Below are 26,557 nucleotides of genomic sequence, written 5' to 3'. Positions count from 1 at the left end.
CCTCCTTGCTGTCACTGTTCATGAATTAGTCCGTTGGTTTTCCTGATATAACTTCCCCAGTCTCCGTTATTTTGACACCACCGATAGAACGTTTCTGCACCTCTTTAAGCACAGAAACCGCTTCTTCTCCTTCCAGTGGAATAACCTTCCCGATCTCCGTCCGGTAAGGGGTCAGCTGCAGATCGCAGTCTCCTTCCTTACTGCATGAAGCTCGGAAAACCGCTGTTTTCCATGTATCGGCATTCGAAGATTTGGTAAAAATGAAATTACCGGTGCTGTAAGCAATCCACTTGCCTTTGTACTGCTCCAATCCTTGCAGCACATGCGGATGCCCGCCGATAATCAGGTCAGCCCCGCCGTCGATAAATGCGCGTGACAGATTGATCTGATGGCCATTCGGCGTCTTGTGCAGCTCTTCTCCCCAATGCGCAATGACGACCACCAGATCAGCCTTGGACCGAGCCTCCCGGATAGCTTCAACCGCCTTAGGCAGCACATGATCATATGCCCCGGCTACCCCCGGCCTGTTCTCGAGCGCATACCAGGACGTCTCTGGAAGGACCCGGCTAAACCCGAGTAAAGCAACCGTCATACCTTGGAGCTCGAAATACTGAGCCTTAAAGGCCTCTTCCTCATTCCGGCCGGCTCCTACGTACCGAATACCTTGGTCCTGCAAATGTTTCAACGTATCCAGCAGCCCTTCCTGGCCTTGGTCCAGGATATGATTGTTAGCCAGATTCACAGCCTCTACGCCTGCTTCCCGCATAGCTAGAAGTACATCCGGGGAGGACTTGAACACAAATTGTTTATTGGCCGCGCCAACGCCTCCCGTCGTAACCGGGGTTTCCAGATTCAGCACGGTAAGATCATCCTCCAGAAACATAGAACCCAAGTGCTCATATGGATAATCATACCCTTGCTTCTTAAGCAGTTCCCCCACCTTGCCAGAGAATAAGGTATCGCCGGCAAAATGCATGACCACCCGCTTCGATCCATCGGGATCGACAGCTTCATCCGCTCTATCGTCTTCCTGTCCGGATATATCGGGATCTGAAGACTCGTCGTCTCCGGTTGGCTTCGCCGGATCTGGATTGGTTCCCTCACCGTCCGTTTGGTGTTCGGTATCCGGACTATCCGCATGAGTTTCTTCCATAACAAAGTCCGGCATACCTGGCAAGGAGGCCGTTTGCTGCAGCGGATCTTCTCTAAACTTAAAATGATAGACTAGCAAAGCAGCAATCAAAATAATCAGGCATACGTTTAGAATCATCCAGATCTGGCCGGTCTTCTGCTTACGTACCTTCTTCTCAGCTTTGCTCTTCTCTGATCGTGACAGTTGCATAGGTCACTCCTCTATTTACTTATTCGCTTATTAAACTAATAATAATTCACGTTATGATTCACTTCTCCCATTATACCAGCTTCCAGGTAAAGAATAGAACCCCCCGTTGCCGGGGAGTTCTAGGTACCGCTTCTATTCATGCTTGGATGTAGTATAACGCGTTCACAAACCAATCAAGGTGATCACGGAATCACTGAGTGCTTCCATGTAAAGCGGATCACTGTTCAGGGAGTCAATGCGTTCAAGCCGCATATCCATTTCCTTCGCAATGCTCTTAGCCTCGATATCCAGATCATAGAGCACTTCCAGATGATCGGAGACGAAGCCAACAGGCGCAACCAGAACATCCTCTACCTGTTCTTCCTTATTCAGCGTTTGCAGCGTATCCAGGATATCGGGACCAAGCCAAGGCTCAGCCGTCCGTCCGGCGCTTTGCCAAGTGAACTGCCACTGTTTCAAACCTGCCTTCTCGGCTACGGCTTTGGATGTCTCAAGCAGTTGATCCTGATAAGGATCGCCGATTGACAAAATACGCTCTGGCAAGCTGTGAGCACTGAATAATACTCTCACGCTGTCCCGATCAGCTCCAGCCTCCTCGAATTGATTCAGCTTGGCAGACACCCGGTCTGCAAAAGCCTCGATCAGTTTTGGATGAATGTGATAGCTCTCCACGAACGAAATTTCCAGTCCCAGTTCATCCGCTTTAGCCTGAGCGCGCTTCACATAGGAGCCGATGCTCATGGTGGAGTAATGAGGAGCCAGCACGATACCGACAGCTTCCTTAATGCCATCCTTCACCATCTGCTCAACACCATCTTCAATATATGGGGCTGCGTGCTTCAATCCCTGATAGCATACAAATTCAAGATCGATAGCTCGGGGATCCGCATTAAGGGTATCCTGGAGTGAACGTACCTGCCGATCTGTGTTCGCACGAAGTGGAAACACGCCTCCCACGATGGCCTCATAGCGGTCAGTCAGTTCCTTGAGTTGCTCCTCCGACGGCTTATTTCCCCGGCGGATATGTGTGTAATAGCTTTCGATTCCTTCCATGCTTTCAGGTGTGCCGTAGGACATTACCAATACACCAATTTTGTTCTTCATACCGTCTCACCTCTGACTAATAGAATATTCGCCAATTACGAGCGTTGTGCTCCTGCCTTAATTACTTGAGCGGAGTATTCGTGAATGTACGATGTTAAATCACGCAGCTTCTCGAGCGAAGCTTCTGGGAATAAGCCATGTCCCAGATTAAATACAAAGCCCGGCTCTTGGATTCCCTGATCAATGATGTCCTTTGCATACTGCTGAATGACCGTCATCGGACCGGTCAGAACAGTCGGGTCCAGATTCCCCTGAACGGCATACTTATGCTCTAAACGGCGGCGGCCTTCGGTTATGGACACTCTCCAATCAAGACCGATAACATCTGCACTGAGATCCGTAAGTGTAGGCAGCAGTTCCCCCGAGCTTACGCCTGGGAAATAAATCTTCGGAACGTTCAGATCCTGAAGCTCTGAGAAGATGCGTTTAATGGTTGGAAGGACGTATGTCTGGAAATCCTGTGAAGACAACGCACCCACCCAGCTGTCAAACAATTGAAATGCTTTTCCGCCGTTAGCAACGTGAGCACGCAAATAAGCGATAACCATGTCACCAAGCTTGTCCATCAGCGAGAACCACACCTTTGGCTCGCTGTACATAAGCTCTTTTGTGCGGAGATAGTTTTTGGATGGCCTTCCCTCAATGAGATAACTCGCAATCGTAAAGGGCGCCCCGGCGAACGTAATCAGAGGCACTTCCAGCTCCTTGTCCAAAATTCGGATGGTCTCGAGGACATGTCCCAGATCCCCCTCCACATCAATCGGACGAAGCTTCTCAATATCCGCCGCCGATCGGATCGGATTGTCAATCACAGGACCGATATTCTTCACAATATCGAAGTCTATCCCGATTGAGGCAACAGGATTCATAATATCGGAATATAAAATAGCCGCATCGACGCCGAGCTTGCGTACCGGCATCAAAGTTACTTCTGCCGCCAGCTCCGGTTGACTGCATATTTCAAGTAATGAATACTTTTCTTTGATCTTTCGATACTCCGGGTCGTAGCGTCCTGCTTGTCGCATGTACCATACAGGAACGTGGCTTACCTCCTGCTTTCGGCAAGCACGGATAAACTGATCATTATAAGTCATGATTAGGCCCCCATCAATATAAAAAGTCTCTTAAAGATCATTATGCCCTTTTTAAAAGTAAGTAACAACTGCCTTACATGGATATCCTATGAAAATCACATGACAATCTTATGACATTGTTGGCCTTTGGCATTTTTTAAATATGCTATACTGAAAGAACGGCTTTTTTTCAGGACAAATTTTCATACGTCCGGTTCATTCAGCCTCGGACAGCTTAGAAAGGAAGTGAAGGGCATATTGGCTAAATGGAAAATTAATCTCATTGTGCTATGGTTTGGTCAATTCTTAGTCAATTCGGGAATGACCATGATTACCCCGTTCCTGACATTATATTTGGCACAAGATCTGAATGTCGTTGGGGACCGGGAAATAGGAGTATGGGCCGGATTGATATTCGCGGCCAATTTCCTGACATCATTCATTTTTCAGCCAATCTGGGGCAAAGTTGCAGACAAATACGGTCGTAAATTGATGCTGCTGCGCTCGGGTTTCGGTATGGCGCTTGTCATTGCCTGCATGGGCTTTGCCACCCACCCGTGGCATCTGCTCGTGTTGCGCCTTCTAAATGGTACGATTTCGGGATTTAACCCCGCGGCGATCTCTCTCGTATCGGGTACGACACCCAAGAACCGCATGGGATTCGCTATGGGCATCATGCAATCCGGACAAGTTGCAGGCACGATACTCGGTCCGTTGATCGGCGGACTTATGGCCAGCTGGGTTGGATTCCGGCCCATCTTCTATATTACTGGCGCACTGATATTTGCGGCTTCGCTGCTCGCCTTGTTTCTGGTTAAAGAGAATTTCAACCGCGAGCAAGCAGCAAAGTTACCTCAGCCTTCGGTTATAGCGGGACTTAAGGAGCTCAGCCACATTCCACAGCTGCCATCGCTATTCGCCGTTACATTCCTGCTTCAATTCGCTATGATCAGCCCCATGGCGCTGCTTCCTCTGTATGTTCAGAAGCTTCATGGAACCGCGGCAGACATTGCCATATGGGCCGGCTTCGTTGTCGCTGTAACAGGCCTGTCGAATATGATTGCCTCCCCGATCCTCGGCAAACTTAGCGATAAGGTTGGTGCCCATCGCATATTGACGTATGCCTTGATCGGTACGGGACTTACACTGATACCACAGGCTTTTGTTCAATCCGTATGGCAGTTAATCATTGTACGCTTTATGATGGGCGTATTCATGGGCGGCTTACTGCCCAGCGTAAACGCTCTGATTCGCTCCTATACACCGGACGGCATGGAGAGCCGCTCCTTCGGCTTCAACACAAGCTCCCTTGCACTTGGCAATATGCTGGGTGCGGTCATTGGCGGCTTTTTATCAGGCTTCATCGGAATCGAAGGACTATTTATTACGTCAGGCTGCCTGCTGATCATCAATATGATTTGGGTGAGAAGGAAGCTGTTCTCCCACCACCCTTCACCTAAATACCGTTAATCTGACTGACGCCTGTCTTTTCGTGACATAAGGATGTACGCCCGACGCTTAGGCTCAGAGTTAGACTCACAATCTCATCATGAACCAATAAGAGGGTTGTCCCGTGGTCTTCCATAGACCCGAAGGACAGCCCTCTTTATGGTTATTATGAGCTTATTTCACGCGGGCGAGAATCAACCCGTCATAGGCAGGCAGCAGCGTGCTGACAAGCCTCTCATCAGATGCAATGATCTCGTTAAAACGGCGCACGGCCTGGACGGAAGGTCCGTTCTTCTCCGAGTTCAATGTTCTGCCCCGCAAGAAGCAGTTGTCCCCTGCGATCAGGGCTCCTGGATTGGCAAGTTCCATCGCATAGTCCAGATATACAGGATAATTCTCCTTATCCGCATCGATAAAGAAGAAATCGAATTTCCGCCCCTCCTGCTTCAAAGCCGATAAGCTATCCGCAGCTGGACCGATTCGGTATTCCACCCGATCCTTGAATCCGGCCTTCTCCAGATGCCTGCCTGCCAGTGCCGCGTATTCTTCCTTCAGTTCCAGGGAGGTGAGCTTGCCGTCCTCGGGAAGACCCCGGCACAGACAGATGCCGCTATAACCGCCAAGTGCACCGATTTCGAGAATATGCCGCGCGCCTGCCATCTGAACCAGCATGGTCAGCAGTCGGCCGTATGCCGGTGCTACTGAAACTTCTGGCATTCCTTGCTCGCGGATAGCCTCAAGCACAAGCTGTAGCTCTTCATCCTCCGGGTATAATTGGTTAACATAATCATCAGGGGTCGTAAGCACTGTGGCTGCCTCCTTCTTCTTGGCAATGTATCATTTCTTCCCGTTAAACCTAACGAGAACTATCATATGATAATTGTCTTAGTCAATGCAATCGCCTATACTATATAGATTAAACTGGCGGCGTCTATCGCCGTACACATGTTAAATGGAGTTGACATCGTTAATGCCTCGATTACAATTGATCGCGACTGCCCCCATGGGGCTTGAAGCCGTCGTTGCCCGCGAGCTGAAGGAGCTCGGGTATACCGACATGGAAGTAGAGAATGGAAGAGTTACCTTTTCGGGTGACCTGATCGATATTTGCCGCTGCAATCTGTGGCTCCGGACCTCGGATCGTATTCTCGTTAAGATGGGAGAATTTAAGGCACTCACCTTCGATGAGCTCTTTGAAGGAACAAAGGCACTTCCTTGGGAAGATTGGATTCCGGCGGATGGCGAGTTCCCTGTGGAAGGACGCTCCCATAAATCGCAGCTCAGCAGTGTTCCCGCCTGTCAGGGCATCGTAAAAAAAGCAATCGTGGAGAAGCTGAAGCTCTCGCATCATACCGAGTGGTTCCCCGAGGATGGTCCACGGTATGTAATCGAGGTATCTCTGCTCAAGGATCGGGCTATATTGACGCTCGATACAACGGGACCTGCCCTGCATAAACGCGGCTACCGCAAGCTGGTTACGGAAGCTCCGCTCAAGGAAACTATGGCTTCCGCTCTGCTGCAGCTAAGCCGCTGGGGCCCGCATCGCCCACTGTATGACCCGTGCTGCGGGTCCGGAACGATTCTGATCGAAGCCGCGATGATGGCCTGGAATATTGCTCCCGGACTTCGCCGCTCGTTTCCGTCAGAGCAGTGGGACATCATCGGTAACCAACGCTGGGAAGAGGCACGCGAGGAAGCCTTTGATGCCGTAAAGGATGATATTCCGCTTTATATTGCCGGAAGTGATATTGATCCGAAAGCGATTGAGGTTGCCAAGGCAGCAGCCAAGAGCGCCGGCCTCGCAGGCGAAATCGACTTTAAGGTTCTCCCTGCCGCCAAAGCCATCCCTGAAGGGGATTATGGTTGCATCATTACCAATCCCCCTTATGGCGAACGCTTAAGTGAGAAAGAAGAGGTTGAACGTCTGATCAGGCAGATCGGATCCGTCATGCACTCTCTGCCAACCTGGTCCTTCTTCGCGCTTAGTCCGACCAAGCAGTTTGAGCATTACTTAGGTCGTAAAGCAGACAAGCGCCGCAAATTGTTTAATGGCCGTATTGAATGCCAGTACTATCAATATCTCGGCCCCTTGCCTCCACGCAACAAACCAGTGACAGAATAATGCGATATGCCATGCCGCCTTCGGGCGGCTTTTTGGGCTCGGCTGGCGTTTGAAATCATATCCGGACAAGCTATAATAAGTAGCGTACAAATCAGATTTTGCAGAACACAGCTTGAATTATGGCATTATTTTGTTTTGCTATAGCTATCAAGTAGGTTTCGCTCTAATGAACTTAATTCGAAAATTCTGTTGAAAAGGAGGATGGCCTTCGTGCGTTTATCGCCATCATGGACTGATATCCGAAGCCGGGTCTCCAAAGGATTGCATTACCGGTACACTGCCTATCCACTATTCCTGATCCTCATGATGTACAAGCTGCTCATGCTGGATCATCAACTCCATATTGCCAATATGAAGCTGGATCAGGCCGACTATGTGATTGCTGTTGGGTCGCTCCTGTTGATCTCCTTCTGGACCCTGTGGCTTCCGGCAAGAGGCCGGCTGGTATCATTAACTTTATTAAATTTAGTCTGGACGGGGATCGTATACGCCGATCTGATCTACTATCGGTACTTCGATGATTTCATCACGGTGCCTGTGCTCATGCAGGCCGGGCAAGTCGGATCGCTTGGGGACAGCATCCGTTCCCTGATTCACGGCGTCGACCTGCTATTCTTTATTGATTGGCTTGCAATTGTTCCGTTTACGGCCGCGATAGTGTTCCGCAAACGGAATACAGCCACCATAGCCTATAGGCTCCCGGGTGAATATCGTCAGCAGCGGCGGACACGGGTGCTTCGGCGCTTGGTGACAGGAACGCTGGCTCTCATCCTTGGCATTGCCATGACCTTTGTTCCAATCAAGAGAGCATCAGATACATGGGCGGTCGGTCTCTTTGAAGGCAATTGGTGGAATATTACGCTTTATAATGTGACGGGACTGATCGGCTTCCATGGATATGATATGTACCGTTACGGCCGGGATCATCTATTGGGCCAGCCCAAGCTAGCTGAGGAAGAAACCGAGCAGGTTAAGGCATGGTTTGATACCAAACGTGTTATGCCAGCCGGTACCGATGCTATGTTCGGCAAGTATAAAGGTAGCAATGTCATTATGATTCAGACGGAAGCCTTCATGAATTTTGTGATCGGCCAATCGATTGAGGGACAGGAGATCACTCCCAACTTCAACCGATTAATGAAAGACAGCATGTACTTCAGCAATTTCTATCATCAAACCGGACAAGGACGAACATCCGATGCGGATTTTGTCACGCACAGTTCCCTGCTGCCCCTGCCCACCGGTTCGGTGTTTACGCGATATGCCGACCGCGAATACGATACCCTGCCGGAGATTTTGAAAGAGCAAGGCTATGCTGCTAATGCCTTTCATGCTTATGACAGCAGCTTCTGGAACCGAACAACGATGTATCGGGAAATGAAGTATGACCGTTTCTTCAGCAAGAAAGACTTTGAGATGACTGATGTTCAGGGATGGTCGCTGAGTGACAAGGCGTTCTTTGCACAATCACTGAGTTATATGAAGGACATCCAGCAGCCCTTCTATTCCTTCCTGATTACGTTAACGAGCCATCATCCGTATTACGTGCCGAAGGATGGCCGCAAGCTGGATACGGGGGAGTTCGAAGGCACGATATTCGGGAACTACTTGCAATCCATCCATTATGTTGACGAAGCTTTCGGCCAGTTCGTGGATCAAATGAAGCAACAGGGCTTGTGGGATAACACCATCCTGATCATTTATGGGGACCATGATAATTCCATCAAGGATCAATCGGACTATGAGAAATTTCTCGGACGGAAGCTGAATGCCCTCGACATGGAGCAAATCATGAACCAAGTGCCTTTGCTCATCCACCTGCCTGATGGCGAGAATGCCGGAGTATATCCCGAGGCCGCGGGCATGATGAATGTGACCCCGAGCATCCTCCATCTTCTCGGTGTGTCATCAGAGCCGTATTACTGGATCGGAAGCCAGCTATTTGATGGGCGTCCGCGTCTGATCCCGCTGCGCAGTGGTGCTTTTTCCGATGAAAATGTATTCTACCTTCCTTCGGAAACGGCAGGACTGGAAGGCGGAACTTGCTACGATTTGACTTCGCGCCAGCCCACTGACATTCAAGCATGTCGTGAAGGTTATGACGAGACTCAGAAAGAGCTGAAGATCTCGGACCAAGTCATCACATATGATTTGCTGAAGCAGTTTAAAGCAGATGGTGGCGGCAAGCTCGGTGAAGCCAAATAACAAGTTGGGTACCTTACAGGGCTTCCCCTCAGGTATTTTCGACTAAAGGCTCTATCGGACACCCTGCAACAATAAATACAAATAAAAAGCCCGTTCAAAGGCTCAAAAGCTCTTGAACGGGCTGCAACGGATATAACTACTTATCACTTGAACGAAGCTTGGACAGTCGTTCCTTCTCTTCCCCCAGCAATTCTTCAGCCAATTCCACCGCATTCCGGTTCGCCTGATCGGTCACCTGGTCGACCGCTCGCTCTGTATGGGATAGCGAATTCTCTGCTTGCTGGATCAACTGATCCGTTGGATGAGACATCGCCGATGAAACGGCACGATGCAGCTTCTCGACGGAATCTAATGCACTGTTGCTGGGACTGTTGGAATGAAGACTGGAATCATGACTGTTCATAACGGATGCTCCCTTCTAAAGTTGTCGTTCCTGTTGCCCTCTTAGGATGGATGGCAGAGCCAGGAACTATACTCTTAGAAGGTTTTTTTGTGAATTCTTCTCTAACGCGCTTCTTAACGGCTCATCCTTTGATGAACGGTTTAGCTTTCTCCAGCACTTCATCCTCTGTAGGCGCACTGACATATCGGCCATTAACATAAATAAATGCACGTTTGCCGCAAGGGCCACAGTAGGATTTACAACCGACCTTGATGTCGGCGTCCGGTGCCATTTTCTGGATTTTCGGGATGATAGACTTCAATCTAGTATGTTTGCACTTCTCGCAAACGCGTATATCATTAGCCATGAATTAATACCCTCTTTATTCTGAAGTAACCTAGTGGTCGCCGTGATTGCCTTGGGACGGATTTGTAATCACAAAGCCTTCCTCAGGAAAATAGAGATAGTCGATTTTGACGCCGTCCAAAAAGGCTTGTCCCGCCTCCAGGATGACATCGATCTCTTTATCGGTGGAAACCACAACATCGTTTTCTTTAGGCGTATCCAGATCAAGACCGTAGTGGGCATGATCCCCATGAGCGTGGGTGACCAGAACGCGAAGTTTCTTACCCTTGTTCTCTTCCTTGTCCAATTCTCTCTTTATAACCTTAGCCGCATTACGGGTTATTTTACATTTCATGTATATACATCTCCTCACGGATGATTCATTCAATATGTTATTGTAGACCCCTGTCGACTTTTTCGCAAGGGCACACGCCATATCGGATTGGCATTAATCCTGCTGTCTTCAGCGAACGCGCTTTGCCGTACCCTGGTCCTTCTCAAGCAAGTCTGGATATTTCCGTTCAACCCGGGACACAAACCAGTTCATCAGCAGCATCGTAACCCCGATATCATCAATCGGAAGCAAGGGCATAACATCCGGCAGCACCCAATACAAGACAACCGGAATCAGAAATAGCAGCTTGTCCCCTAATGAAATCCGGGAAGAGGCCAAATAACCGAATATTCTCTGGAATACATGTGACCAGCGTCGAAGCGACCATAATCTTCTCCACTTCAAGATGTTCCCTCCATTCCAACTGCTTGCCTATATCATTACCCATTTTACGAATCTCTAAGAAAATAGCCCTCCAAGGAACGATAAAAGCCGTCATCGCTCAGAACGCGAAAGAGGCCCACGCCTTTACCAAATGAGCAGCGGCCTCTTTTTCTCAATATACGCTCCAGCAAATACATGCGTTTCATAAGCTTTTACTCCAAATTCATGAACGCCGACAGAATAGACCTCACTTCGACACACAGATCCTCAAAATCTTCAAGCGGCAGCGGATTAATCCCATAACCAATTTCAACTGTAAAGCCCGGCTTCCTAAAATGCTGAATGAACCAATCTTTATAACCCGCATCACTACCCTGCAGCTTTACTGGGCGATAACCGCCAGCCTGCCCCAATATTCGTGCCATCTTCTCGCTTTCGGGGGGCTCGTAGTCTCTATAATTCCAATAAATTTCCTTGCCTTGACTATGAAGCGAGATGGCTCGAATTGGACAGACCCCCAGGGTATGCTCATAAACGGCTACAGCTTCCGGTTCGCTAAGCGGTTTAGTACCCGCATAATCCTGCGGCGACGGATAATGCCTCCCTCTCCGTTCTACCTCCTCGTTCCAATGCGCAGGAAATTGATCCCCCAAATCTACACCATTCACATTTGCCTTCCAGCGTCGGAAGTCCTCACGTCCACCGTTCCATTCAAGCAGACGGTTATAAAAAGGATGTATGGGAGTAACTCCTTCTTGAACGAGCTCGACGCCATCCGGATTTGCCATCGGCACAACCCATAAGGTATAGTTCCGATACCACTCATCCGTATTCTGCAGATAATTAGGCGACTGATGGGCTAATGACCGGCTGTAGTCCTCCAAGAATCGCATTAGGCATGGGGTGGTAATCCATTCATTCGCATGGAGCGCGGCATTGATGTGAAGATGCTTTGGACCCTCGCCGATTTTGGCAGCGTACAGGGGTTTGCCTAGTACACTTCTGCCGATGGTGCTCCACTCCACTGCAGGATAGCGCTTCTGCATCTCACCGATGTCCCGCTCCAGATCTGCCGGCCCATATTCACCGGATAACCGTATTAAGTGTTTATCTGTGGAAGCTGGGAGGACTACAGTTTTTCCTTGGGGAAGATGCGTCGCCGATAATCCGGGATTCAGTTCCTCCAGTGCTTCCTTTCTAAACCGGAAAGTCAATGCAATGCTATCTAATGTATCTTGTTCCTGGATGACATACCTGCGACGCAGCGAGGCTGGAAGATATAACATCTGGCCCTGCTGAAGATATGGCTGCTGGCCCGCCCATGGATTTGCCGTAATCAGCTGTTCATAGGCCAGACTATGTCTCGCCGCTACGCGTCTAAGCGTATCGCCTTTCTGAACGACATATTGCTGCATAATGGATTTCCTTTCCGCGGCAAAACCGCTTCGATTAGCGTCCATTCCATGTATATGAGCTGGCGTTTGTCCAACATGTATCATATAAAGTTTTACAAATTGAAAGTGCCATTAACAACAATGCCGCTTCCCTTAATTGCCCATATAAATAGGCAGGCGTACAAGGTAGTTCCTTGTCCTGCCTGCCTAAACCTTGGGCGGATCTCCTATTATTCTCCAAAAAGTCTAAAGCATAAATTGTCGATTATAGCTTTGTAATTTGCCATACAACAGGCGTTCGCTTGATATGATCTCCAAGCCATTCAATTGCGATGCTTTGGAATATCACCGGGTCACCTGTACAGAAGAACTGATGCACGGGACTCTCTTCGCTGCTCGCTAGCTGCCCTTTATCGTATAGAATGGTACTGACTTCGCGAGCCGTCTCATCGGCAGAGCTGATCAGCTTCACTCCACGTCCCATGACGGTTTGAATCGTCTTCATGAGAAACGGATAATGTGTACAGCCTAGGATGAGACAATCAATTGGCGAATCCTTGATCCCTCTCAGGGATTTCTGTACAACCTGCAATGATTCCTTCGAACGAAACAGTCCATGCTCGACAAGTGGGACCAGTTCAGGGCAAGCCTGGCTCTCCACCTCCACATAAGGTGACAGCTGTTTCAGAGCCGCTGTATATGCTCCGCTGCCAATGGTTCCAACCGTACCAATAACTCCGACGTTGCCTGTCTTTGTAGCGCTTATCGCGGCTCTCGCGCCGGGGTGGATGACGCCAATGACCGGCACAGATACTTTGGATGAAATATAATCAAGCGCTGCTGCCGTGGCCGTATTACAGGCAATGACGATCATTTTGGGGTCATATTGAATTAAATAGTCTACAATTTGCTCCGTAAATAAACGGACTTCTTCCGGTGTACGGGGTCCGTAGGGTGCGCGGGCTGTATCTCCAAAATAAATAATTTTCTCTCTCGGGAGCTGTCTCATCACTTCTTTTGCGACAGTTAGCCCGCCCACACCCGAGTCTAGTATTGCGATTGCTTGCTGCACGAACCCACCGCTTCCTTCTTGTCATAATCTTGGCTCACAGTGATACCATATGTCATTTCAGATCGAAATGTACCTTAAATCTTACCCCAATTCCCCCTTATCTTCAATAAAGGGCTTTTGGATTAAACTACCGGTTCCTTTGTTCAAGCAATTGTAGGACTCTCCTTCCTTTTTCGTTTTGCGAGAGTGTTATTCTATATTTAAGTGCACGCATAGTAAAGGAGACCTTTTTGTGAATAACAACTTGCATCATACTGATCTTTTCCAGTCCGCGAAGCAGTTTATCATGCTCTGTTATACAGAACTAGACCGAACCATGGAGGAAGCGGAAGCCCGTCTGAAGGACATCCGCGCGCAGATCGAGCTGACAGGTATGTACGAGCATACGTCAGAGGAACTAATCCTTGGGGCAAAGATAGCTTGGCGAAACAGCAATCGCTGCATCGGCAGGTTGTTCTGGGACCGCCTTCATGTAACCGATGCCCGGCATCTAACGGAATCCTCGGATATTCTATCCGCTCTTATCGATCATATCGAGAGCGCCACCAATGGCGGCAGAATCGTACCTAAGATTACGATATTCAGAGCTGCACGTCCAGGGGAGGAACCCCTAATCATCAAAAACCATCAGCTGATACGATATGCGGGTTATGAAACGCCAAGCGGCGTCATTGGAGACCCGGCATCCATCTCTTTTACAAAAGAATGCATGGAATTAGGATGGCAGGGAGACATGACCCCGCATGATGTGCTGCCACTTGTTGTACAGCAGGGAAATGAGCCTCCAACATGGCATCAGATCCCCCGCTCCTGCGTAATGGAAGTTTCCTTGGAGCATCCTGAGATCCCAGCGCTCATAGAGGAAGGTTTGAAGTGGTATGCGGTGCCCATCATTTCGGATATGCAACTTGAGATCGGCGGCATAATGTATACGGCCGCTCCTTTTAACGGCTGGTATATGGGAACGGAGATCGGAGCACGCAATCTGGCCGATGAGCAGCGTTATAACAAGCTTCCACTGATGGCTCAGCTCATGGGACAGGATACTTCCAGCGAATCCAGCCTATGGCGGGATCGAGCATTGGTGGAACTCAATTATGCGGTGCTCTATTCCTACAAAAAAGCAGGCGTCAGCATCGTCGATCACCATACAGCCGCAACTCAATTCGCTGCATTCGAGCGGCGTGAAGAACAAGCTGGTCGTGACCTTACGGGCGATTGGAGCTGGCTGATTCCTCCGCTCTCGCCCGCAGCGACGCATATCTTCCATAAGTCCTATGTTAACGATATCCAATCACCGAATTTCCATTACAGAGATAAATACAATAATGCTTGTCCCCTATAAGCAGCAAAGCCGGGGCCATAATCGGCCCCGGCTTTCACCATATGCAGCAGCTTCTTGATATAAGATCAATGATGATAAGGTCTATAACCGTCTAATCGGAATTATTCGCTGATCTTCACTTCTGAAACAGTAGAGGCATAAGTCTCGTCATCTTCCCCATTCACATCATACTCACGGTCAAATGAAGACACCTGGGCTACCTCTTCTTCTGCCAGCCAGCCCTCTTGGCGATTACGCCAGGATTGAATATCGGAGATTACATTCTCTGCCCGATCCGTCATAATGCCGATGAAATGAACGCCTTGCTCGCCTACTTTCTCCGCTACTTCCTGCACCTTAGTGCCAATGCCGCGGGCGCCGTCGGCAATGTCACTGCGCAGCTCTTTGCCCGATTTTGGAGCCAAAAGAAGTGCGGTAACCGAACCTGCAACACTGCCGATCAATACTCCCCAGAGGAGTCCTTTGCTCTTCTCTTTCATCTTCCATCTCTCCTTCTATTTGGCTTGCCCTTCGCCGGACTTGGAGGTGTACTTGTTCCATGAATGCCAAAGCGTCATTCCAGCGTCAACCCACCGGAACAGCTCCCCGATCTGCCGTTCATTATCGAGGCGAGCACGTTCCAGATGCTCAATGGCGGTGATGGAAGCTTTTTTCCCAACAGCATGAACCGCGTCGGCCGTCTTGACAACCGCTGAGGCAGCATCGGACAAGGAAGCAGCTATAGCTTCACCGGCTTCAAGCTGACGCTGAATCAACTCTAATGAGACGGATGTCTGCTTCAACACCTGCGAAGCTTCTTGGGTTAATCGGGTGCTGTCTTTCTCAAGCTGGCCCAACAGGCTCTCGGCTCGTCGTATCAGCTTCTTAACCGACAGCATCATGATAACCAACACAACCGCGATTAGTATGATGCCAATGGCTGCGACGAGCGCGTTCCATTCTGTCATCGGGAAATTCCTCCTTTCGTCTCGACCGGGCGAATGCCTAGTCGCATGATGCATTATAAGCAGCATGGGCTTGTTTTGACACAATATCTCATGAAATAATCCTTCAGCCGATTTATTGTTGAGGAAGCAGACGCCGCTCAAACCTTTTGTTCGAGGATATTAAGCCCACAAAAAAACAGACCTTTCAAGAATCCTTGAAGGTCTGTTCTTCTTATGATTCAAAGATAAGCCCGCTCTTGCTAAGACAGGTTAATCAAGCGGTACAACCCGTTAGTACAATTCATTCTTTAAATATTCGCGGACATTACCTGCAAATTGCTCCAGCACATCGGGCAAAACCGGAGTTAAAGGATGAAGGCTATGCCGCTCCCACTCGTAATAGTCTTGAACTAGCGGCTTACGCAAGCGCACCAAATCCAGAAGCACGGTATGAACCTCTTGCGGAAATACTTTTTCCTCATGATTGATATCCATAATATCTTCGTAGCTGCTGGCATCCCGCATAATGAATCCGTCGATGAGGTAGCTTCCAATATCCGTAACAACTTCAATTGCCAGATGAAGCGCACGCTCCTGGACCAACCCTAGTGTCAGTCCTCCGTCCCATGATTGTGCCGCGGTCCGCAACCCTTCCGCAATTTCCGGGATTGCATTCAGCCGCCGTTCAATTTGCTCTTGATTCACATAATACACGGCAAATCTCCTCCAGCCTGTCGTAATAATTCAATCAGAATCGTCTATACTTCAAAGTCTACGCTAAGCGTATGATCTTTCACTGTATTGATATATTGAATGACTTCCTGATGAACAGGATGTACAGCATATGCTTGCAAATCTTCAAGGTTGTCCACTTCAACGATCAAAGCCAAGTCATAGGAGCGCTCAGATTGAATCACATCAGCACCCGCTTCGAGAGATCTGACCATCGGAATCTTACCATCCATGTTGCGCAGAACCTGTACGGTCTTCTCAATATTCGCCGCCGTGGGTTCCTTCAATTTAAAAAAAACAATATGTTTAATCATCGCCCGTTCCTCCATCTCTTCCATGTATGTAAATCTATCTTTCTATCATACCCCGTTCATCAGGAAAAAGAAATCGTTTCCGGCTGGCTCAGGGACAAGCAGAAAGTCCGAACCTAAACATACATTTGCTTCTCTCAGGCTCGGCATGGAAACTCGCTTGCAAAAAAGCATCCCATCTTTAGCCATCCGCGGATGATAACTTTTTTCATTGTTAAGTCCCTTTAAATGACGAATATTTACGATTTATTTCTTTATAATTTCCGTATTTTCATGAAAATACCCATAAGAAGTATTGTGTTTATTTACTACAAACCTAAAATATACGAACATTCGGTTCATCATTCAAATTACAAAGCTTAAGCCGAATATCACATCCCTCGGGCGTATAAATCAGGTAACAACGATATGGAAACAAATGTTTAACGTTTGGCTATTGAAAAGTTAGTGTCGAATATTGTAGTATTGTGTTAAAAAAAATCGGAGGAATTATGCCTACACAACTACAGCAAGAAAAACACTCTATTGAGGCGTGGTCCCTGATCAATCGTAAATATCTGGGGAAAGGTGTGCGTGTCAAGCGCTTCCGCAGGCCGACCCGCTGCCAAATTCGCAACCGCGTCCTACTCGCCATTCTTATGGCCAATGATATCAAGTTGTCACAACTAGCCGAGGATCTGGGAGTTTCCTCTCGCAGTGTCAGCGCCTGGGTATATGAAGGACGTGTTCCCGGTAAAAGCAATCTGGAGAAGGCGTGCAGTTACCTGGGATATCCCCGCCATATTCTCTTCAGAGAAGAACTCCTGGACAAGTCTCCTTTGATCTGTCAGCCGGCACCTTCCCGCTTTATGAAGCGCACACTGACACGCTCTCCGGTCAGTAACCGGATTCTGACAGGCCTGTGCATGGTTCATGACTTATCCGTAAGCGATGTCAGCCGCTGGATCGGTGTGCATCCCGGAACTTTCCGTAAATGGCTGCACCAGGGTACCCTGCCTTCCGCTGCGTTCCAGGATAAAGCAGAACAGTTCTTCCGTATCCCTAAATCCGTGCTGTTCGCAGATTGCGCATTGAAGGAAGATTCTTAATTAAGACTGCGTCACTTACCATACTTACTTAACCATGACTAAGCTCAGCCTAGCTGGATCACATCCGGCAAGGCTGAGCTTATTTTCAGTTATGGCATATTTCGACACAATCAGGGAATATAAACTAATACGGAATTACAACAAGAAGTGAGGAGACGAAAAGACAATTGAAAATACGTCATAAGCAGATTGGTACTGCACTTGGCTTGTTGGCTGGAACAACAATGGGAAGCGGTATCGGGTTTCTGCTCAGTTCACAGGCTTACCATTTGATTGCCTTGGTGACTTTCTTTGGCTGTGCGGGCATGGCTGCCGGACTATGGGCGGGATCCAAAAATATATTCAAGGAACTCCCCTAACTCCCTTGTCCTGCACAAGATTTTTAAAAAAAGCAGGCCGGAACATTCCGACCTGCTTCAAACCTTCCCCCAATCCAGCCAGATTGGTGTTCAACAAGTTGAATTGCTGTCACAGTGGATAAACGACGTTAGCATGCTTGGCTTGATTGTGAGAAGCATGGGCCTCATGCTGTTCTGTATCCAGCCGGTTTCCCACAGCAGACTCTGTATCACCTGATTTCTCGTCCAAGCGAAATATAAGTCAAAGGAACGGAAATAAAAAACCTCCAAAAGCCTTGTAAAATCAATGTTTTTTTACTTTTTACTTAAAATTTCTTTTACTCTATGAAGAGCTGCGGCAATTACTTTATCCATATCATAATACCTGTACTCGCCGAGTCGTCCGCCAAAAATCACATTGCATTCGGCATCAGCCAATTGCTTGTATTTGGCATACAGCTTACTGTTATTCGAATCATTAACCGGGTAGTAGGGCTCATCGCCCTGCTTCCATTCCCCGCTGTATTCACGAGTTATAATCGTTTGCGGCTGTGCGCCAAACTCAAAATGCTTATGCTCAATAATTCTCGTATACGGCGTTTCCAGATCGGTATAGTTGACGACAGCATTACCTTGATAATTGTCCGTATCCAATATTTCAGTGTGAAAGGTTAAACTGCGGTAAGCCAGCACACCATAGACGTAATTAAAATATGCATCGATTGGCCCTGTATATACAATGTTCTCTGCCATACTGTCCCAATACGCTTTATCGGCAAGATAATCGGTTTCTAACTGTACATCGATCCCTTCGATCATCTTGTTCACCATCGCCGTATAGCCGCCAATCGGGATGCCTTGATACGGATCATTGAAGTAATTGTTGTCATATGTGAAGCGCACCGGCAATCTGCGAATAATAAAAGCAGGCAGCTCGCAGCAAGATCGTCCCCACTGCTTTTCCGTGTAGCCGCGGATTAATTTCTCGTAAATATCGCGTCCTACCAAATTAATGGCCTGCTCCTCTAAATTACGCGGCTGCTCCACATAACTGTCCTTGCGCTGCTGCTCAATTTTTTGCTTCGCTTCCTCCGGCGTCGTTACCCCCCACATTTTGTTAAAGGTATTCATATTAAACGGCAAATTGTAAAGCTCGCCCTTATAGTTGGCAATCGGACTGTTCGTAAAGCGGTTAAACTCTGAAAACTGATTGACATACTGCCATACCTTCTTGCTGCACGTATGAAAAATATGCGCGCCGTATCGATGAACTTCGATATCCGCCACCTTTTCTGTATAGACATTACCGCCAATATGATTACGCTTGTCGATGATGAGACAGGTTTTACCAACCTTGTTCACTTCATGTGCAAATACAGCTCCGTAAAGCCCTGCTCCGACGATAAGGAAATCGTAGGTTTTATGCATAGCTAGCCTCCAAGTTAGTTAAAGCCGACGACCTTTTGCGTAATTTTGTATACGCCCACCGAAATGATGCGCCCGATTCGCCCTGGCAGACTTAACAGCTGCCCCATCATCCCGTAGCGCAAATGATGGTACAGCTCCAAATCATATTCCTTAATAAAGCGCCAAAGGGCTTGCTTCTTCTGCAAATTTTCTTTTGAGTTAGAACGTATTAGCAAAATCGTCGAAATCATCGTAACGATTTCCAAATGATTGAATAAATATTGGCGCAGCTTACTGTTTCTGATGCTTTTCAGATTAATCTGTTCTATCATCAGCTTGTTTACTTTCAGTTGCTGGTCGATTCTATTAATCATAATCCTCTCATTGACCGATTGGTCGCTGCGCCCGATGAAATATCTATAGAAATCAACGTTAAGATAGTAGATACTTTTTACATAAGGCAGTGGCGTCGTAACGTAAAGATTATCGACATAAAACGTATGCTTAGGCAGCTCAAGCTCGCATTCCCGCAGTAAGGCTGTTCGATAAATGAGCGAATGCATCATCAAGTATTGGCCTTTACGGAAGCGGCCGATCTCGTCCCATGTAAACCATTTATTTTCCGGCAATACGTTTTCGTATTTCATTATTTTTTTATACTTCGCGCCTTCCTTTTCATAAACAAAATTGCTGACCAGCAAATCAACAGGCTCCTTATCCATTGCAAACCGTTCCAATACAGTCAGCACTTTTATATATGCTCTAACGTCTACCCAGTCGTCGCTGTCAACAACCTTTATATATAAACCGCTCGCATGGCGAATCCCTGCATTAATCGCCTCACCATGCCCTCCATTATCTTGATGAATAGTCTTGATGATGGCTGGATATTTATCTGCGTAATCATTTGCAATATCCGCCGTTTTGTCGCTTGAACCATCATTTACTATCAGTATTTCGACGCTATCCCCGCCAGGCAGTAAGGACTCGATGCACGACTTCATATAATCTTGTGAGTTATAGCAAGGAATGACGACTGATAATAACTTCATGTTCACACAACCTTTATTTATTCTTAAATATAATTTTAAAAATAGGGAAGAATACCCAGAAAGATATGGCACTGTTAATAATCATGGTAATAAAATCAGCAGTTGTCTCACCTGCCGAGCCCATTCCCCATGTATTCATCAGCATATTGTAAATTGGTGCTTTATAAAAACCTTGTGCCGCAGCCGCCCCAATTGTAATTACAATATAAGCAATTAAATACCAGAATGCTGCGTTCCAAATATTGCTGTTCGACTTAAAAGTTATACTTCGTTGGGCAAAAAAGTTAATGATTTGTGCAATAGCAATCGTAATTTGGACTGCAAGAAAATATGAAAGGCCACCGCCACCGCCATCTGCCAAAGGTCCTGCCGCATAGTCAAAGATATAGTATTGGCTGCCATCAAAGTTATTACCGAACTGCATGATTTGAAAATTTATATCAACTAATGATGTTTTGGCAAATATCCATTTAAAAATCGGCATCAGCACCAGTTGCAATACTGTAATCCCATTGCTCAGCAAAAAGAAAACAAGAAATTGGGCGATATTGGGGTGCTTTTCTTTATAATTGCTCCAGAATCCTAAGGCAGCACCAGACAATTTATGATCCTTAAGCTTTCCCATTCTATCATACCTCTCCCTTTGCTGCTCTCACCATTCTGCCTTTTGCCACTTTCAATTTCTTTCTTTCCCTTAACAAATGCGAGAAACCTTTAAAAAATTGGCCGTTTACCATCTGCAAAATTCCGTCAAGCATGGGCATGTTGATAACTCCGCCAGTCATGCGCGCCACGCCTCTAAATGGCATATGATAAATTGACATCATTATCAAATTAGCCATACTCCGCTTGCCAATTTTCTTAAAGAACCAATGGGCAAAAGTAATTGTATGATATGCGAATCTCGCTAACCAGCCCTTGGCATATTGACATTGCGCAATCGTATCATTGTAACCAAGCCGCTGTGTACGATCCCATCTAGCATTGGGAGCTTTACGTCCTATTAAACTTTCAAATTCAGCTTGGCTGACCTTTTGTACCTTTCCTGAGTAATAGGTAGGCAGTTTATCTGCATCATATGGAAATGGAGCTCCTGTTCCTTCAACAAAAAGTACGCCCCGCAAGCAAATATCTCTACTTGATTGACCAATTAAAATGTCGTAATTGGCTTCCTCGATTTCCCACTGATTAGTCTTTACATTAAAGTAACGGAACGTTTTATTGTCAAATGGAATCGAGACCGTCTTCGTTTCGCCTGGCTGAAGCTGAACCTTTATAAACCCCTTTAATTCCTTACGCGGTCGGAATATATGATCAGATTGACTACCCACATAAAGCTGAGCCACTTCCATCCCTGTTACTTTTCCCGAATTTGTAATCTCAAAGCTGACGCCTTGCTTAGTAATCTGCAAATTAGCATATTCAAAGCTTGTGTAGCTTAACCCGTATCCGAAAGGAAATAAAACGTCAACACCAGCCGTGTCGAAATAGCGATACCCGATATAAGGTCCTTCACGATACTCTACACTAGCCTCTTTACCTGGAAAATGATAATAAGATGGGGTATCCTCATACCGAAGCGGATACGTTTCGGCAAGCTTGCCCGATGGATTAACTTCACCAGTCAAAACTCGCAGCACTGCTTTTGCTCCAGCTTGACCACTTAAATATGCGTGCACAAGACCTTTTACTTGGTTAATCCATGGCATTTCCACCACTGCCCCGCAGGATAGGACTGCAACAATGTTTGGATTGACCTGATAGAGAGCGTCTAACAACTCGATTTGATTAGCAGGAATTTGTGCATTTTGGCGGTCCAGTCCCTCAGCTTCTGTTACTTCATCCAATCCAATATAAAGAAGTACAATGTCTGCCTTTTCTGCAAGTGCACATGCTTCTTTTATCTTGCTATTGCTTCTTCTGCCATAACGATTAAAGCCCTGGGCAAAGCCAATGCTGGTTAGTCCTGATTGAACCAAATTAGGCACCGTGTGATCTAAAATAGTTGGGTTTACAATAGAGGAACCTGCACCTTGATAACGAGCAGCTTGTGCAAAATCTCCAATAACCGCTACTTTTTTTTCTTGGCTAATCGGTAGGATTTGATCTTGATTTTTCAAAAGTACAATAGATTCTTCAGCCACTTTTTGTGCCATGTGATGGTGTACTTGCTTTTCGATATCTGGTTTTTTTCCTTGTAGCGCTGCAGTTGTTGAGAAGTTCAGCTCCAAAATTCTATCTACACATTCATCCAGAATCTCTTCTTTCATTTTGCCGGACTTGATTGCCGCAACGATTTCAGCGTTCGTTTCCCCTGCTGTTGTCGGCATTTCTAGTTCATTACCAGCAATTAAACCCGCAACTCTATCATTGCTTCCTCCCCAATCGGTAACGACTACCCCCTCATATCCCCATTCTTTGCGCAAAATATCACGCATCAGATGTAGATTTTCATTAGTAAATGCTCCGTTCAGCATATTGTAGGAGGACATGACTGATTTGGACCTGCCTTCTTCAATTGAAATTTCAAATGCGGTCAAATAAATTTCTCGCAATGTCCGTTCATCGACTATCGTATCGATTACCATTCTGCGTTCTTCTTGATTATTGACTGCGAAATGTTTGACACAAGCGGCAATGCCTTGCGATTGAATGCCACGAATCATTCCGGCAGCCAGTTTGCCAGCCAAATATGGATCTTCGCTAAAATATTCAAAGTTTCTTCCTGCAAGAGGATTTCGCTTCATATTAACGCCTGGTCCGAGCAACACGTTAACATTTTGTGCAACTGCTTCCATGCCAAGATGTGACCCCATCTTTTCAACTAGTTCTTCATTCCAACTGTTTGCGACTGTAGCGGCTGTAGGGAAACAGGTTGCTGGAAGGCTGGGATTCAGCCCGAGATGATCTGCTGCTTCAGCTTGCCTTCTTACCCCGTGCGGACCATCAGCAAGAAAGATACTTGCAATGCCAAGACGATCAATGTTTTGTGTCTGCCAAAAATCTTTACCTGACATTAGTGATGCTTTTTCTTCAAGCGTCAATTTTTTCACAATATCTTTATGTTTCATACGGATATCTCCACCATTTGGAACAGAGCAGCTTTAGGTCTGATAATGTACGACTTAACGACTGCCCTGGACCGTTTATTTATATTTTGGAAACTTCTTAGGATTCAAAGATGCGTTTCGATTTTACGATTCAAATTCTTGTGCCTGGATTGCTTTCTCTTCCTTCCACTGCATTACTTTCTTTCTGAATTTTTTGAAAACGACCACTTCAAGCAATAGGATAATAAATGCTGCTACTATGTTGATAATGATTGCCCCAATCTGCCATACATGCATGCCTTGTTTTAGTGCATCCTCACTGTAGGCGCGACTGTTTACAACAGTGTATAGAATATTTTTTGTTGCTTGCCTCATGGCAGTTACCGCAGTTGCACTCTCTGTATCATCCAGTACATTACCGTCACCTTCATATGCAATTAGCGCCATATCGCCGCCGTTGCGAATCGTGCGGTCTGTATCCATGTAACCATTGCCTCCGAAATAATCTGTAATGACCATGCCGCGGAATCCCCACTCACCACGCAGCACTTTATTTAGCAAAGCATCCGAGCTGCCAGTCCATTCTGGTCCGATATAATTAAATGCGGACATAACGGCTCCTGCCCCGCCTTCTTTTACAGCAATTTCAAATGGCTTTAAATAAATTTCACGAATCGCTTGTTCAGTTGACCATGTCGCCAACATTTTCAACCGATTGTTCTCTTGATCGTTAAGAGCAAAGTGTTTTATATATGCATAAACGCCGTATTCTTTTGCTCCGACTATCGCATTTGCAGAAATTTTACCTGACAAAAATCCGTCTTCCGAGTAGTACTCAAAGTTTCGTCCTGCCAATGCGGATCGATGCATGTTCATTGCTGGAGCATACCAACCAGACACTCCCATCTCGACTGCCATTTCTCCGATACTTTGGCCAAACTCCTTCGCCAACTCTTCATTCCAAGTATTTGCCATCGTTACTGCAGATGGGAACCCGATAGAACCAACGCGTGTAAAGTTGTTATTTAGTGAAGCCGGTCCGTCAACATCAATTGTAGATAATTTACCTACAGATTTTGCTTCTGCTGTCTGGTAGCCTCCGAAGCCGATCAAGTTCACCATATCACTGATTGATAGCTGATCAAGTAAAGGCTCCCAAGCCTCATCGTCATAAGATAAGCCTCGCATTTGTTCTAATTTCAAGCCATTTTTCGCATCTGTTACTGGCATTACATCGTCAGGATTATTAAAATCGCTTGGGTCATAGTTAACTTTATTTCTAAAAACAGCCTTTGCTTCTGCGCTCATATCAAAGGATGTTGGAGCTGCTACAGCTTCTTTATAATTAGCAAAGCCATTTTCACGAGACAGGTACGTTATATCTCCTTCAGCAAAAGCAAACTGATTAACTGCCGCTACTTTGTCAGTTGATCGCTTGCTGTTCTCACCATACGTAATTGTTTGATCAACATGATAGGTTTGTTCAGCGATTACAGTATGCGAATCAGAGCGTAAAGTGATGTTATAATCACCATCTTCCAGTACCCATGAACCAGCATTATAACTGTCGTATGACGCCATATCTTCCGCTTTGAATGTAAGCGTTAGTGTTTGAGAATCGCCAGGCTCCAGTGTATTGGATTTATCAAATGCAACAAGGTTAACTGACGCTTTTTCAATACCTCCATTTGTGTAAGGAGGAGTGTAATACAACTCCACTACTTCTTTACCAGCAACAGAGCCTGTATTTGTTACTTTTACATCTACTGATATATTGCCTGCCTCATCTGTATGAAGTTGTCCCATCTCCTGCTTGAAGGTTGTATAGGATAACCCATGTCCAAACGGGTAAAGCACTGTATTTTCATAATCAATTAAACCTTCTTCATGTGCTGTTTCATAAAAACGATACCCAACATAAATGTTTTCAACGTAGTTAACGAAAGTAGGTGTAACATCACTGTTAAATACATTTACTTTAAATTCATCCATATTTTTATAATCAAAATTGCCAATGTTATTAAAATAAGGTGTTTTGGACAAATCATAGACAAACGTATCTGCTGTTTTGCCTGACGGATTAATTTCCCCGCTTATAATTTTGCCAAAGGAATCAAAGCCTGTTTGACCTGTTCCTGGCACCCAAACCACACTCTTAATTTGCTCGTATTGTTCAGTAAAACCAAGCTCAAATGCGTTTGCACCACTATATACAACGATGACGTTATCAAAATTCGATGTAACCAAATCAAGCAATTCCTGCTCGTAACGGTTTAACTGTAAGTAATGCTGACCTTCTCCAAAGTCAGGATATTCCTCTGAGTTATTCTCATATGTAACAGTTTTTAAATCCTGTGGAAGGTCACCACCTTCTCCTCCAGAGCGTCCGATAACAAGCATTGCTGTATCAGAGAAATTTTTGGCACCCTCTACCATTTCCGTCGGATAAGAAGATACTGCTGGTTCAGGCAATGTCCAGTTTTGTTCAAAAATGCCGGATGCTGGACGTTCAGCTCTATATGCCGTATAGAATTCTGAAAGCTCATTGTTAAGATCGAAGCCAGCTTTCGTTAGACCATCAAGCAAACTGACCGTTGGATATGCATCTGACATCGCACCTGATCCAGTACCACCATAAATTGGATTAGTTGAAGCCCAGCCAAATACATTGATTTTGGTTTTAGACTCGAGAGGCAAGAAATTGTCCTCGTTATCTAATAGCACGATGCCTTCTGCGGCAATTTTCTCGCCAACTGCTTTCGCATGGCTACCAGATGCCTCACTAATTTTGCCTTTCCCAGTTGCCAAAGTAAGCAATGTAGATAAAGGACCGAATGCTGTCAAATTAGCCGCAATAATAAACACTAAAAAAATGGCAATTCCCGCTTGGGCACGTACCATAAATCTTTTAGGTTTTACCAATTTCCTTACCAGCACAATCACGATTAACGCGACTAGCAAAAATGCCCCAAAGAAAATCAAATATGGCAGTGCAAGATTAATGACATTCATAACATCTTCCATATTGAGCTCGATCATCTTTTAATTTCCCCCTCTGTTTTTAGGTGTTTCATCTTGATGCACGAATGTTGCTGCGATGAT

The 26,557-nt window shown here is 46.4% G+C and carries 26 protein-coding genes; 6 read left to right on the top strand and 20 right to left on the bottom strand.

The annotated features are described in order from the left end of the window. Nucleotides 1–25: 25 nt before the first annotated feature. The 3 genes from ABEQ74_RS18135 to hemE all read right to left on the bottom strand — a co-directional run bounded on the left by ABEQ74_RS18135 (nt 26) and on the right by hemE (nt 3,540). Nucleotides 26–1,342, bottom strand: a complete 1,317-nt coding sequence (locus ABEQ74_RS18135) for a CapA family protein (protein ID WP_430123517.1) — start codon at nt 1,340–1,342, stop codon at nt 26–28. 162 nt (nt 1,343–1,504) lie between these two features. Continuing rightward, nucleotides 1,505–2,446 carry a ferrochelatase gene (gene hemH / locus ABEQ74_RS18130; protein WP_430123516.1) on the bottom strand — a complete coding sequence of 314 codons (942 nt, stop codon included), beginning with the start codon at nt 2,444–2,446 and terminating at the stop codon, nt 1,505–1,507. A gap of 35 nt (nt 2,447–2,481) precedes the next feature. Further along, nucleotides 2,482–3,540 carry a uroporphyrinogen decarboxylase gene (hemE, locus tag ABEQ74_RS18125; protein ID WP_430123514.1) on the bottom strand — a complete coding sequence of 353 codons (1,059 nt, stop codon included), beginning with the start codon at nt 3,538–3,540 and terminating at the stop codon, nt 2,482–2,484. A 237-nt stretch (nt 3,541–3,777) separates the two neighbouring features. Between hemE and ABEQ74_RS18120 the strand changes: the two genes are divergently transcribed. Then, nucleotides 3,778–4,989: an MFS transporter gene (locus tag ABEQ74_RS18120; RefSeq protein WP_430123513.1), complete on the top strand. Its 1,212-nt coding sequence runs from the start codon at nt 3,778–3,780 to the stop codon at nt 4,987–4,989. A 153-nt stretch (nt 4,990–5,142) separates the two neighbouring features. Here the strand turns inward: ABEQ74_RS18120 and ABEQ74_RS18115 are convergent, their stop codons facing one another. Further along, entirely contained in the window at nt 5,143–5,775 is a 633-nt protein-coding gene (locus ABEQ74_RS18115) for an O-methyltransferase (protein WP_430123512.1), read from the bottom strand. A gap of 163 nt (nt 5,776–5,938) precedes the next feature. Here ABEQ74_RS18115 and ABEQ74_RS18110 point away from each other — a divergent pair, with 163 nt between their 5' ends. Both ABEQ74_RS18110 and ABEQ74_RS18105 read left to right on the top strand, forming a co-directional pair. Beyond that, nucleotides 5,939–7,090, top strand: coding sequence for a THUMP domain-containing class I SAM-dependent RNA methyltransferase (locus ABEQ74_RS18110; protein WP_430123511.1), 1,152 nt, complete (start codon nt 5,939–5,941; stop codon nt 7,088–7,090). Nucleotides 7,091–7,300: 210 nt separating this feature from the next. After that, the gene (locus ABEQ74_RS18105; RefSeq protein WP_430123510.1) at nt 7,301–9,295 is read left to right on the top strand and encodes an LTA synthase family protein; all 1,995 of its coding nucleotides are present in this window, start codon (nt 7,301–7,303) and stop codon (nt 9,293–9,295) included. A 136-nt stretch (nt 9,296–9,431) separates the two neighbouring features. Here the strand turns inward: ABEQ74_RS18105 and ABEQ74_RS18100 are convergent, their stop codons facing one another. The 7 genes from ABEQ74_RS18100 to racE form a co-directional block, all read right to left on the bottom strand. Continuing rightward, nucleotides 9,432–9,698 (bottom strand): hypothetical protein, encoded by a 267-nt coding sequence (locus ABEQ74_RS18100; protein ID WP_430123509.1) that lies wholly within the window; start codon nt 9,696–9,698, stop codon nt 9,432–9,434. A 121-nt stretch (nt 9,699–9,819) separates the two neighbouring features. After that, the gene (locus ABEQ74_RS18095; RefSeq protein ID WP_430123508.1) at nt 9,820–10,044 is read right to left on the bottom strand and encodes a DUF1450 domain-containing protein; all 225 of its coding nucleotides are present in this window, start codon (nt 10,042–10,044) and stop codon (nt 9,820–9,822) included. Nucleotides 10,045–10,074: 30 nt separating this feature from the next. After that, a complete protein-coding gene (locus tag ABEQ74_RS18090) occupies nt 10,075–10,377 on the bottom strand; it encodes a HesB/IscA family protein (RefSeq protein WP_430123507.1) in 303 nt (100 codons plus the stop codon). Nucleotides 10,378–10,485: 108 nt separating this feature from the next. Then, the gene (locus ABEQ74_RS18085) at nt 10,486–10,761 is read right to left on the bottom strand and encodes a hypothetical protein (protein WP_430123506.1); all 276 of its coding nucleotides are present in this window, start codon (nt 10,759–10,761) and stop codon (nt 10,486–10,488) included. 44 nt (nt 10,762–10,805) lie between these two features. Then, nucleotides 10,806–10,946 carry a hypothetical protein gene (locus ABEQ74_RS18080; RefSeq protein WP_430123505.1) on the bottom strand — a complete coding sequence of 47 codons (141 nt, stop codon included), beginning with the start codon at nt 10,944–10,946 and terminating at the stop codon, nt 10,806–10,808. A 6-nt stretch (nt 10,947–10,952) separates the two neighbouring features. After that, nucleotides 10,953–12,155, bottom strand: coding sequence for a M14 family zinc carboxypeptidase (locus tag ABEQ74_RS18075; protein WP_430123503.1), 1,203 nt, complete (start codon nt 12,153–12,155; stop codon nt 10,953–10,955). Between the two features lie 244 nt (nt 12,156–12,399). Beyond that, complete coding sequence (gene racE / locus ABEQ74_RS18070) at nt 12,400–13,206, bottom strand: glutamate racemase (protein WP_430123502.1); 807 nt, start codon at nt 13,204–13,206, stop codon at nt 12,400–12,402. A 232-nt stretch (nt 13,207–13,438) separates the two neighbouring features. Here racE and ABEQ74_RS18065 point away from each other — a divergent pair, with 232 nt between their 5' ends. Then, the gene (locus ABEQ74_RS18065) at nt 13,439–14,551 is read left to right on the top strand and encodes a nitric oxide synthase oxygenase (RefSeq protein WP_430123501.1); all 1,113 of its coding nucleotides are present in this window, start codon (nt 13,439–13,441) and stop codon (nt 14,549–14,551) included. A 101-nt stretch (nt 14,552–14,652) separates the two neighbouring features. Here ABEQ74_RS18065 and ABEQ74_RS18060 read toward each other — a convergent pair whose 3' ends face one another. The 4 genes from ABEQ74_RS18060 to ABEQ74_RS18045 all read right to left on the bottom strand — a co-directional run bounded on the left by ABEQ74_RS18060 (nt 14,653) and on the right by ABEQ74_RS18045 (nt 16,523). Next, nucleotides 14,653–15,030: a YtxH domain-containing protein gene (locus ABEQ74_RS18060; RefSeq protein ID WP_430123500.1), complete on the bottom strand. Its 378-nt coding sequence runs from the start codon at nt 15,028–15,030 to the stop codon at nt 14,653–14,655. Between the two features lie 15 nt (nt 15,031–15,045). Further along, the gene (locus ABEQ74_RS18055) at nt 15,046–15,498 is read right to left on the bottom strand and encodes a DUF948 domain-containing protein (RefSeq protein ID WP_430123499.1); all 453 of its coding nucleotides are present in this window, start codon (nt 15,496–15,498) and stop codon (nt 15,046–15,048) included. 270 nt (nt 15,499–15,768) lie between these two features. Beyond that, nucleotides 15,769–16,191: a DUF86 domain-containing protein gene (locus ABEQ74_RS18050; protein ID WP_430123498.1), complete on the bottom strand. Its 423-nt coding sequence runs from the start codon at nt 16,189–16,191 to the stop codon at nt 15,769–15,771. 44 nt (nt 16,192–16,235) lie between these two features. Further along, nucleotides 16,236–16,523, bottom strand: coding sequence for a Dabb family protein (locus ABEQ74_RS18045; RefSeq protein ID WP_430123497.1), 288 nt, complete (start codon nt 16,521–16,523; stop codon nt 16,236–16,238). 488 nt (nt 16,524–17,011) lie between these two features. Here ABEQ74_RS18045 and ABEQ74_RS18040 point away from each other — a divergent pair, with 488 nt between their 5' ends. Further along, nucleotides 17,012–17,608, top strand: coding sequence for a helix-turn-helix domain-containing protein (locus ABEQ74_RS18040; RefSeq protein ID WP_430123496.1), 597 nt, complete (start codon nt 17,012–17,014; stop codon nt 17,606–17,608). A 167-nt stretch (nt 17,609–17,775) separates the two neighbouring features. Further along, nucleotides 17,776–17,967, top strand: coding sequence for a hypothetical protein (locus ABEQ74_RS18035; RefSeq protein ID WP_430123495.1), 192 nt, complete (start codon nt 17,776–17,778; stop codon nt 17,965–17,967). 294 nt (nt 17,968–18,261) lie between these two features. On the opposite strand, the gene glf is transcribed toward ABEQ74_RS18035, so the two are convergent. The 5 genes from glf to ABEQ74_RS18010 form a co-directional block, all read right to left on the bottom strand. Next, the gene (glf, locus tag ABEQ74_RS18030; protein ID WP_430123494.1) at nt 18,262–19,374 is read right to left on the bottom strand and encodes a UDP-galactopyranose mutase; all 1,113 of its coding nucleotides are present in this window, start codon (nt 19,372–19,374) and stop codon (nt 18,262–18,264) included. Nucleotides 19,375–19,388: 14 nt separating this feature from the next. Beyond that, nucleotides 19,389–20,405 carry a glycosyltransferase family 2 protein gene (locus ABEQ74_RS18025; RefSeq protein WP_430123493.1) on the bottom strand — a complete coding sequence of 339 codons (1,017 nt, stop codon included), beginning with the start codon at nt 20,403–20,405 and terminating at the stop codon, nt 19,389–19,391. A 13-nt stretch (nt 20,406–20,418) separates the two neighbouring features. Next, nucleotides 20,419–21,030, bottom strand: coding sequence for a hypothetical protein (locus ABEQ74_RS18020; protein WP_430123492.1), 612 nt, complete (start codon nt 21,028–21,030; stop codon nt 20,419–20,421). A 4-nt stretch (nt 21,031–21,034) separates the two neighbouring features. Further along, nucleotides 21,035–23,476 (bottom strand): beta-glucosidase, encoded by a 2,442-nt coding sequence (locus tag ABEQ74_RS18015; RefSeq protein ID WP_430123491.1) that lies wholly within the window; start codon nt 23,474–23,476, stop codon nt 21,035–21,037. A 123-nt stretch (nt 23,477–23,599) separates the two neighbouring features. Beyond that, a complete protein-coding gene (locus ABEQ74_RS18010) occupies nt 23,600–26,494 on the bottom strand; it encodes a glycoside hydrolase family 3 N-terminal domain-containing protein (RefSeq protein WP_430123490.1) in 2,895 nt (964 codons plus the stop codon). Nucleotides 26,495–26,557: the final 63 nt, after the last annotated feature.

Source organism: Paenibacillus solani, assembly GCF_050475945.1.
In the GTDB taxonomy this organism is placed as follows: Bacteria; Bacillota; Bacilli; order Paenibacillales; family Paenibacillaceae; genus Paenibacillus_AQ; species Paenibacillus_AQ solani_A.
This window is presented reverse-complemented; position numbering and strand designations above follow the sequence as displayed.

Bases quoted from the DNA above. Each gene is read 5' to 3' on its own strand.
- ABEQ74_RS18015 (WP_430123491.1), bottom strand. From the start codon at position 23,476: ATGAAACATAAAGATATTGTGAAAAAATTGACGCTTGAAGAAAAAGCA.
- ABEQ74_RS18090 (WP_430123507.1), bottom strand. From the start codon at position 10,377: ATGAAATGTAAAATAACCCGTAATGCGGCTAAGGTTATAAAGAGAGAA.
- ABEQ74_RS18135 (WP_430123517.1), bottom strand. From the start codon at position 1,342: ATGCAACTGTCACGATCAGAGAAGAGCAAAGCTGAGAAGAAGGTACGT.
- ABEQ74_RS18055 (WP_430123499.1), bottom strand. From the start codon at position 15,498: ATGACAGAATGGAACGCGCTCGTCGCAGCCATTGGCATCATACTAATC.
- ABEQ74_RS18020 (WP_430123492.1), bottom strand. From the start codon at position 21,030: ATGGGAAAGCTTAAGGATCATAAATTGTCTGGTGCTGCCTTAGGATTC.
- hemH (WP_430123516.1), bottom strand. From the start codon at position 2,446: ATGAAGAACAAAATTGGTGTATTGGTAATGTCCTACGGCACACCTGAA.
- ABEQ74_RS18040 (WP_430123496.1), top strand. From the start codon at position 17,012: ATGCCTACACAACTACAGCAAGAAAAACACTCTATTGAGGCGTGGTCC.
- ABEQ74_RS18010 (WP_430123490.1), bottom strand. From the start codon at position 26,494: ATGATCGAGCTCAATATGGAAGATGTTATGAATGTCATTAATCTTGCA.
- glf (WP_430123494.1), bottom strand. From the start codon at position 19,374: ATGCATAAAACCTACGATTTCCTTATCGTCGGAGCAGGGCTTTACGGA.
- ABEQ74_RS18075 (WP_430123503.1), bottom strand. From the start codon at position 12,155: ATGCAGCAATATGTCGTTCAGAAAGGCGATACGCTTAGACGCGTAGCG.
- ABEQ74_RS18045 (WP_430123497.1), bottom strand. From the start codon at position 16,523: ATGATTAAACATATTGTTTTTTTTAAATTGAAGGAACCCACGGCGGCG.
- ABEQ74_RS18080 (WP_430123505.1), bottom strand. From the start codon at position 10,946: ATGAAACGCATGTATTTGCTGGAGCGTATATTGAGAAAAAGAGGCCGC.
- ABEQ74_RS18025 (WP_430123493.1), bottom strand. From the start codon at position 20,405: ATGAAGTTATTATCAGTCGTCATTCCTTGCTATAACTCACAAGATTAT.
- ABEQ74_RS18060 (WP_430123500.1), bottom strand. From the start codon at position 15,030: ATGAAAGAGAAGAGCAAAGGACTCCTCTGGGGAGTATTGATCGGCAGT.
- hemE (WP_430123514.1), bottom strand. From the start codon at position 3,540: ATGACTTATAATGATCAGTTTATCCGTGCTTGCCGAAAGCAGGAGGTA.
- ABEQ74_RS18110 (WP_430123511.1), top strand. From the start codon at position 5,939: ATGCCTCGATTACAATTGATCGCGACTGCCCCCATGGGGCTTGAAGCC.
- ABEQ74_RS18095 (WP_430123508.1), bottom strand. From the start codon at position 10,044: ATGGCTAATGATATACGCGTTTGCGAGAAGTGCAAACATACTAGATTG.
- ABEQ74_RS18100 (WP_430123509.1), bottom strand. From the start codon at position 9,698: ATGAACAGTCATGATTCCAGTCTTCATTCCAACAGTCCCAGCAACAGT.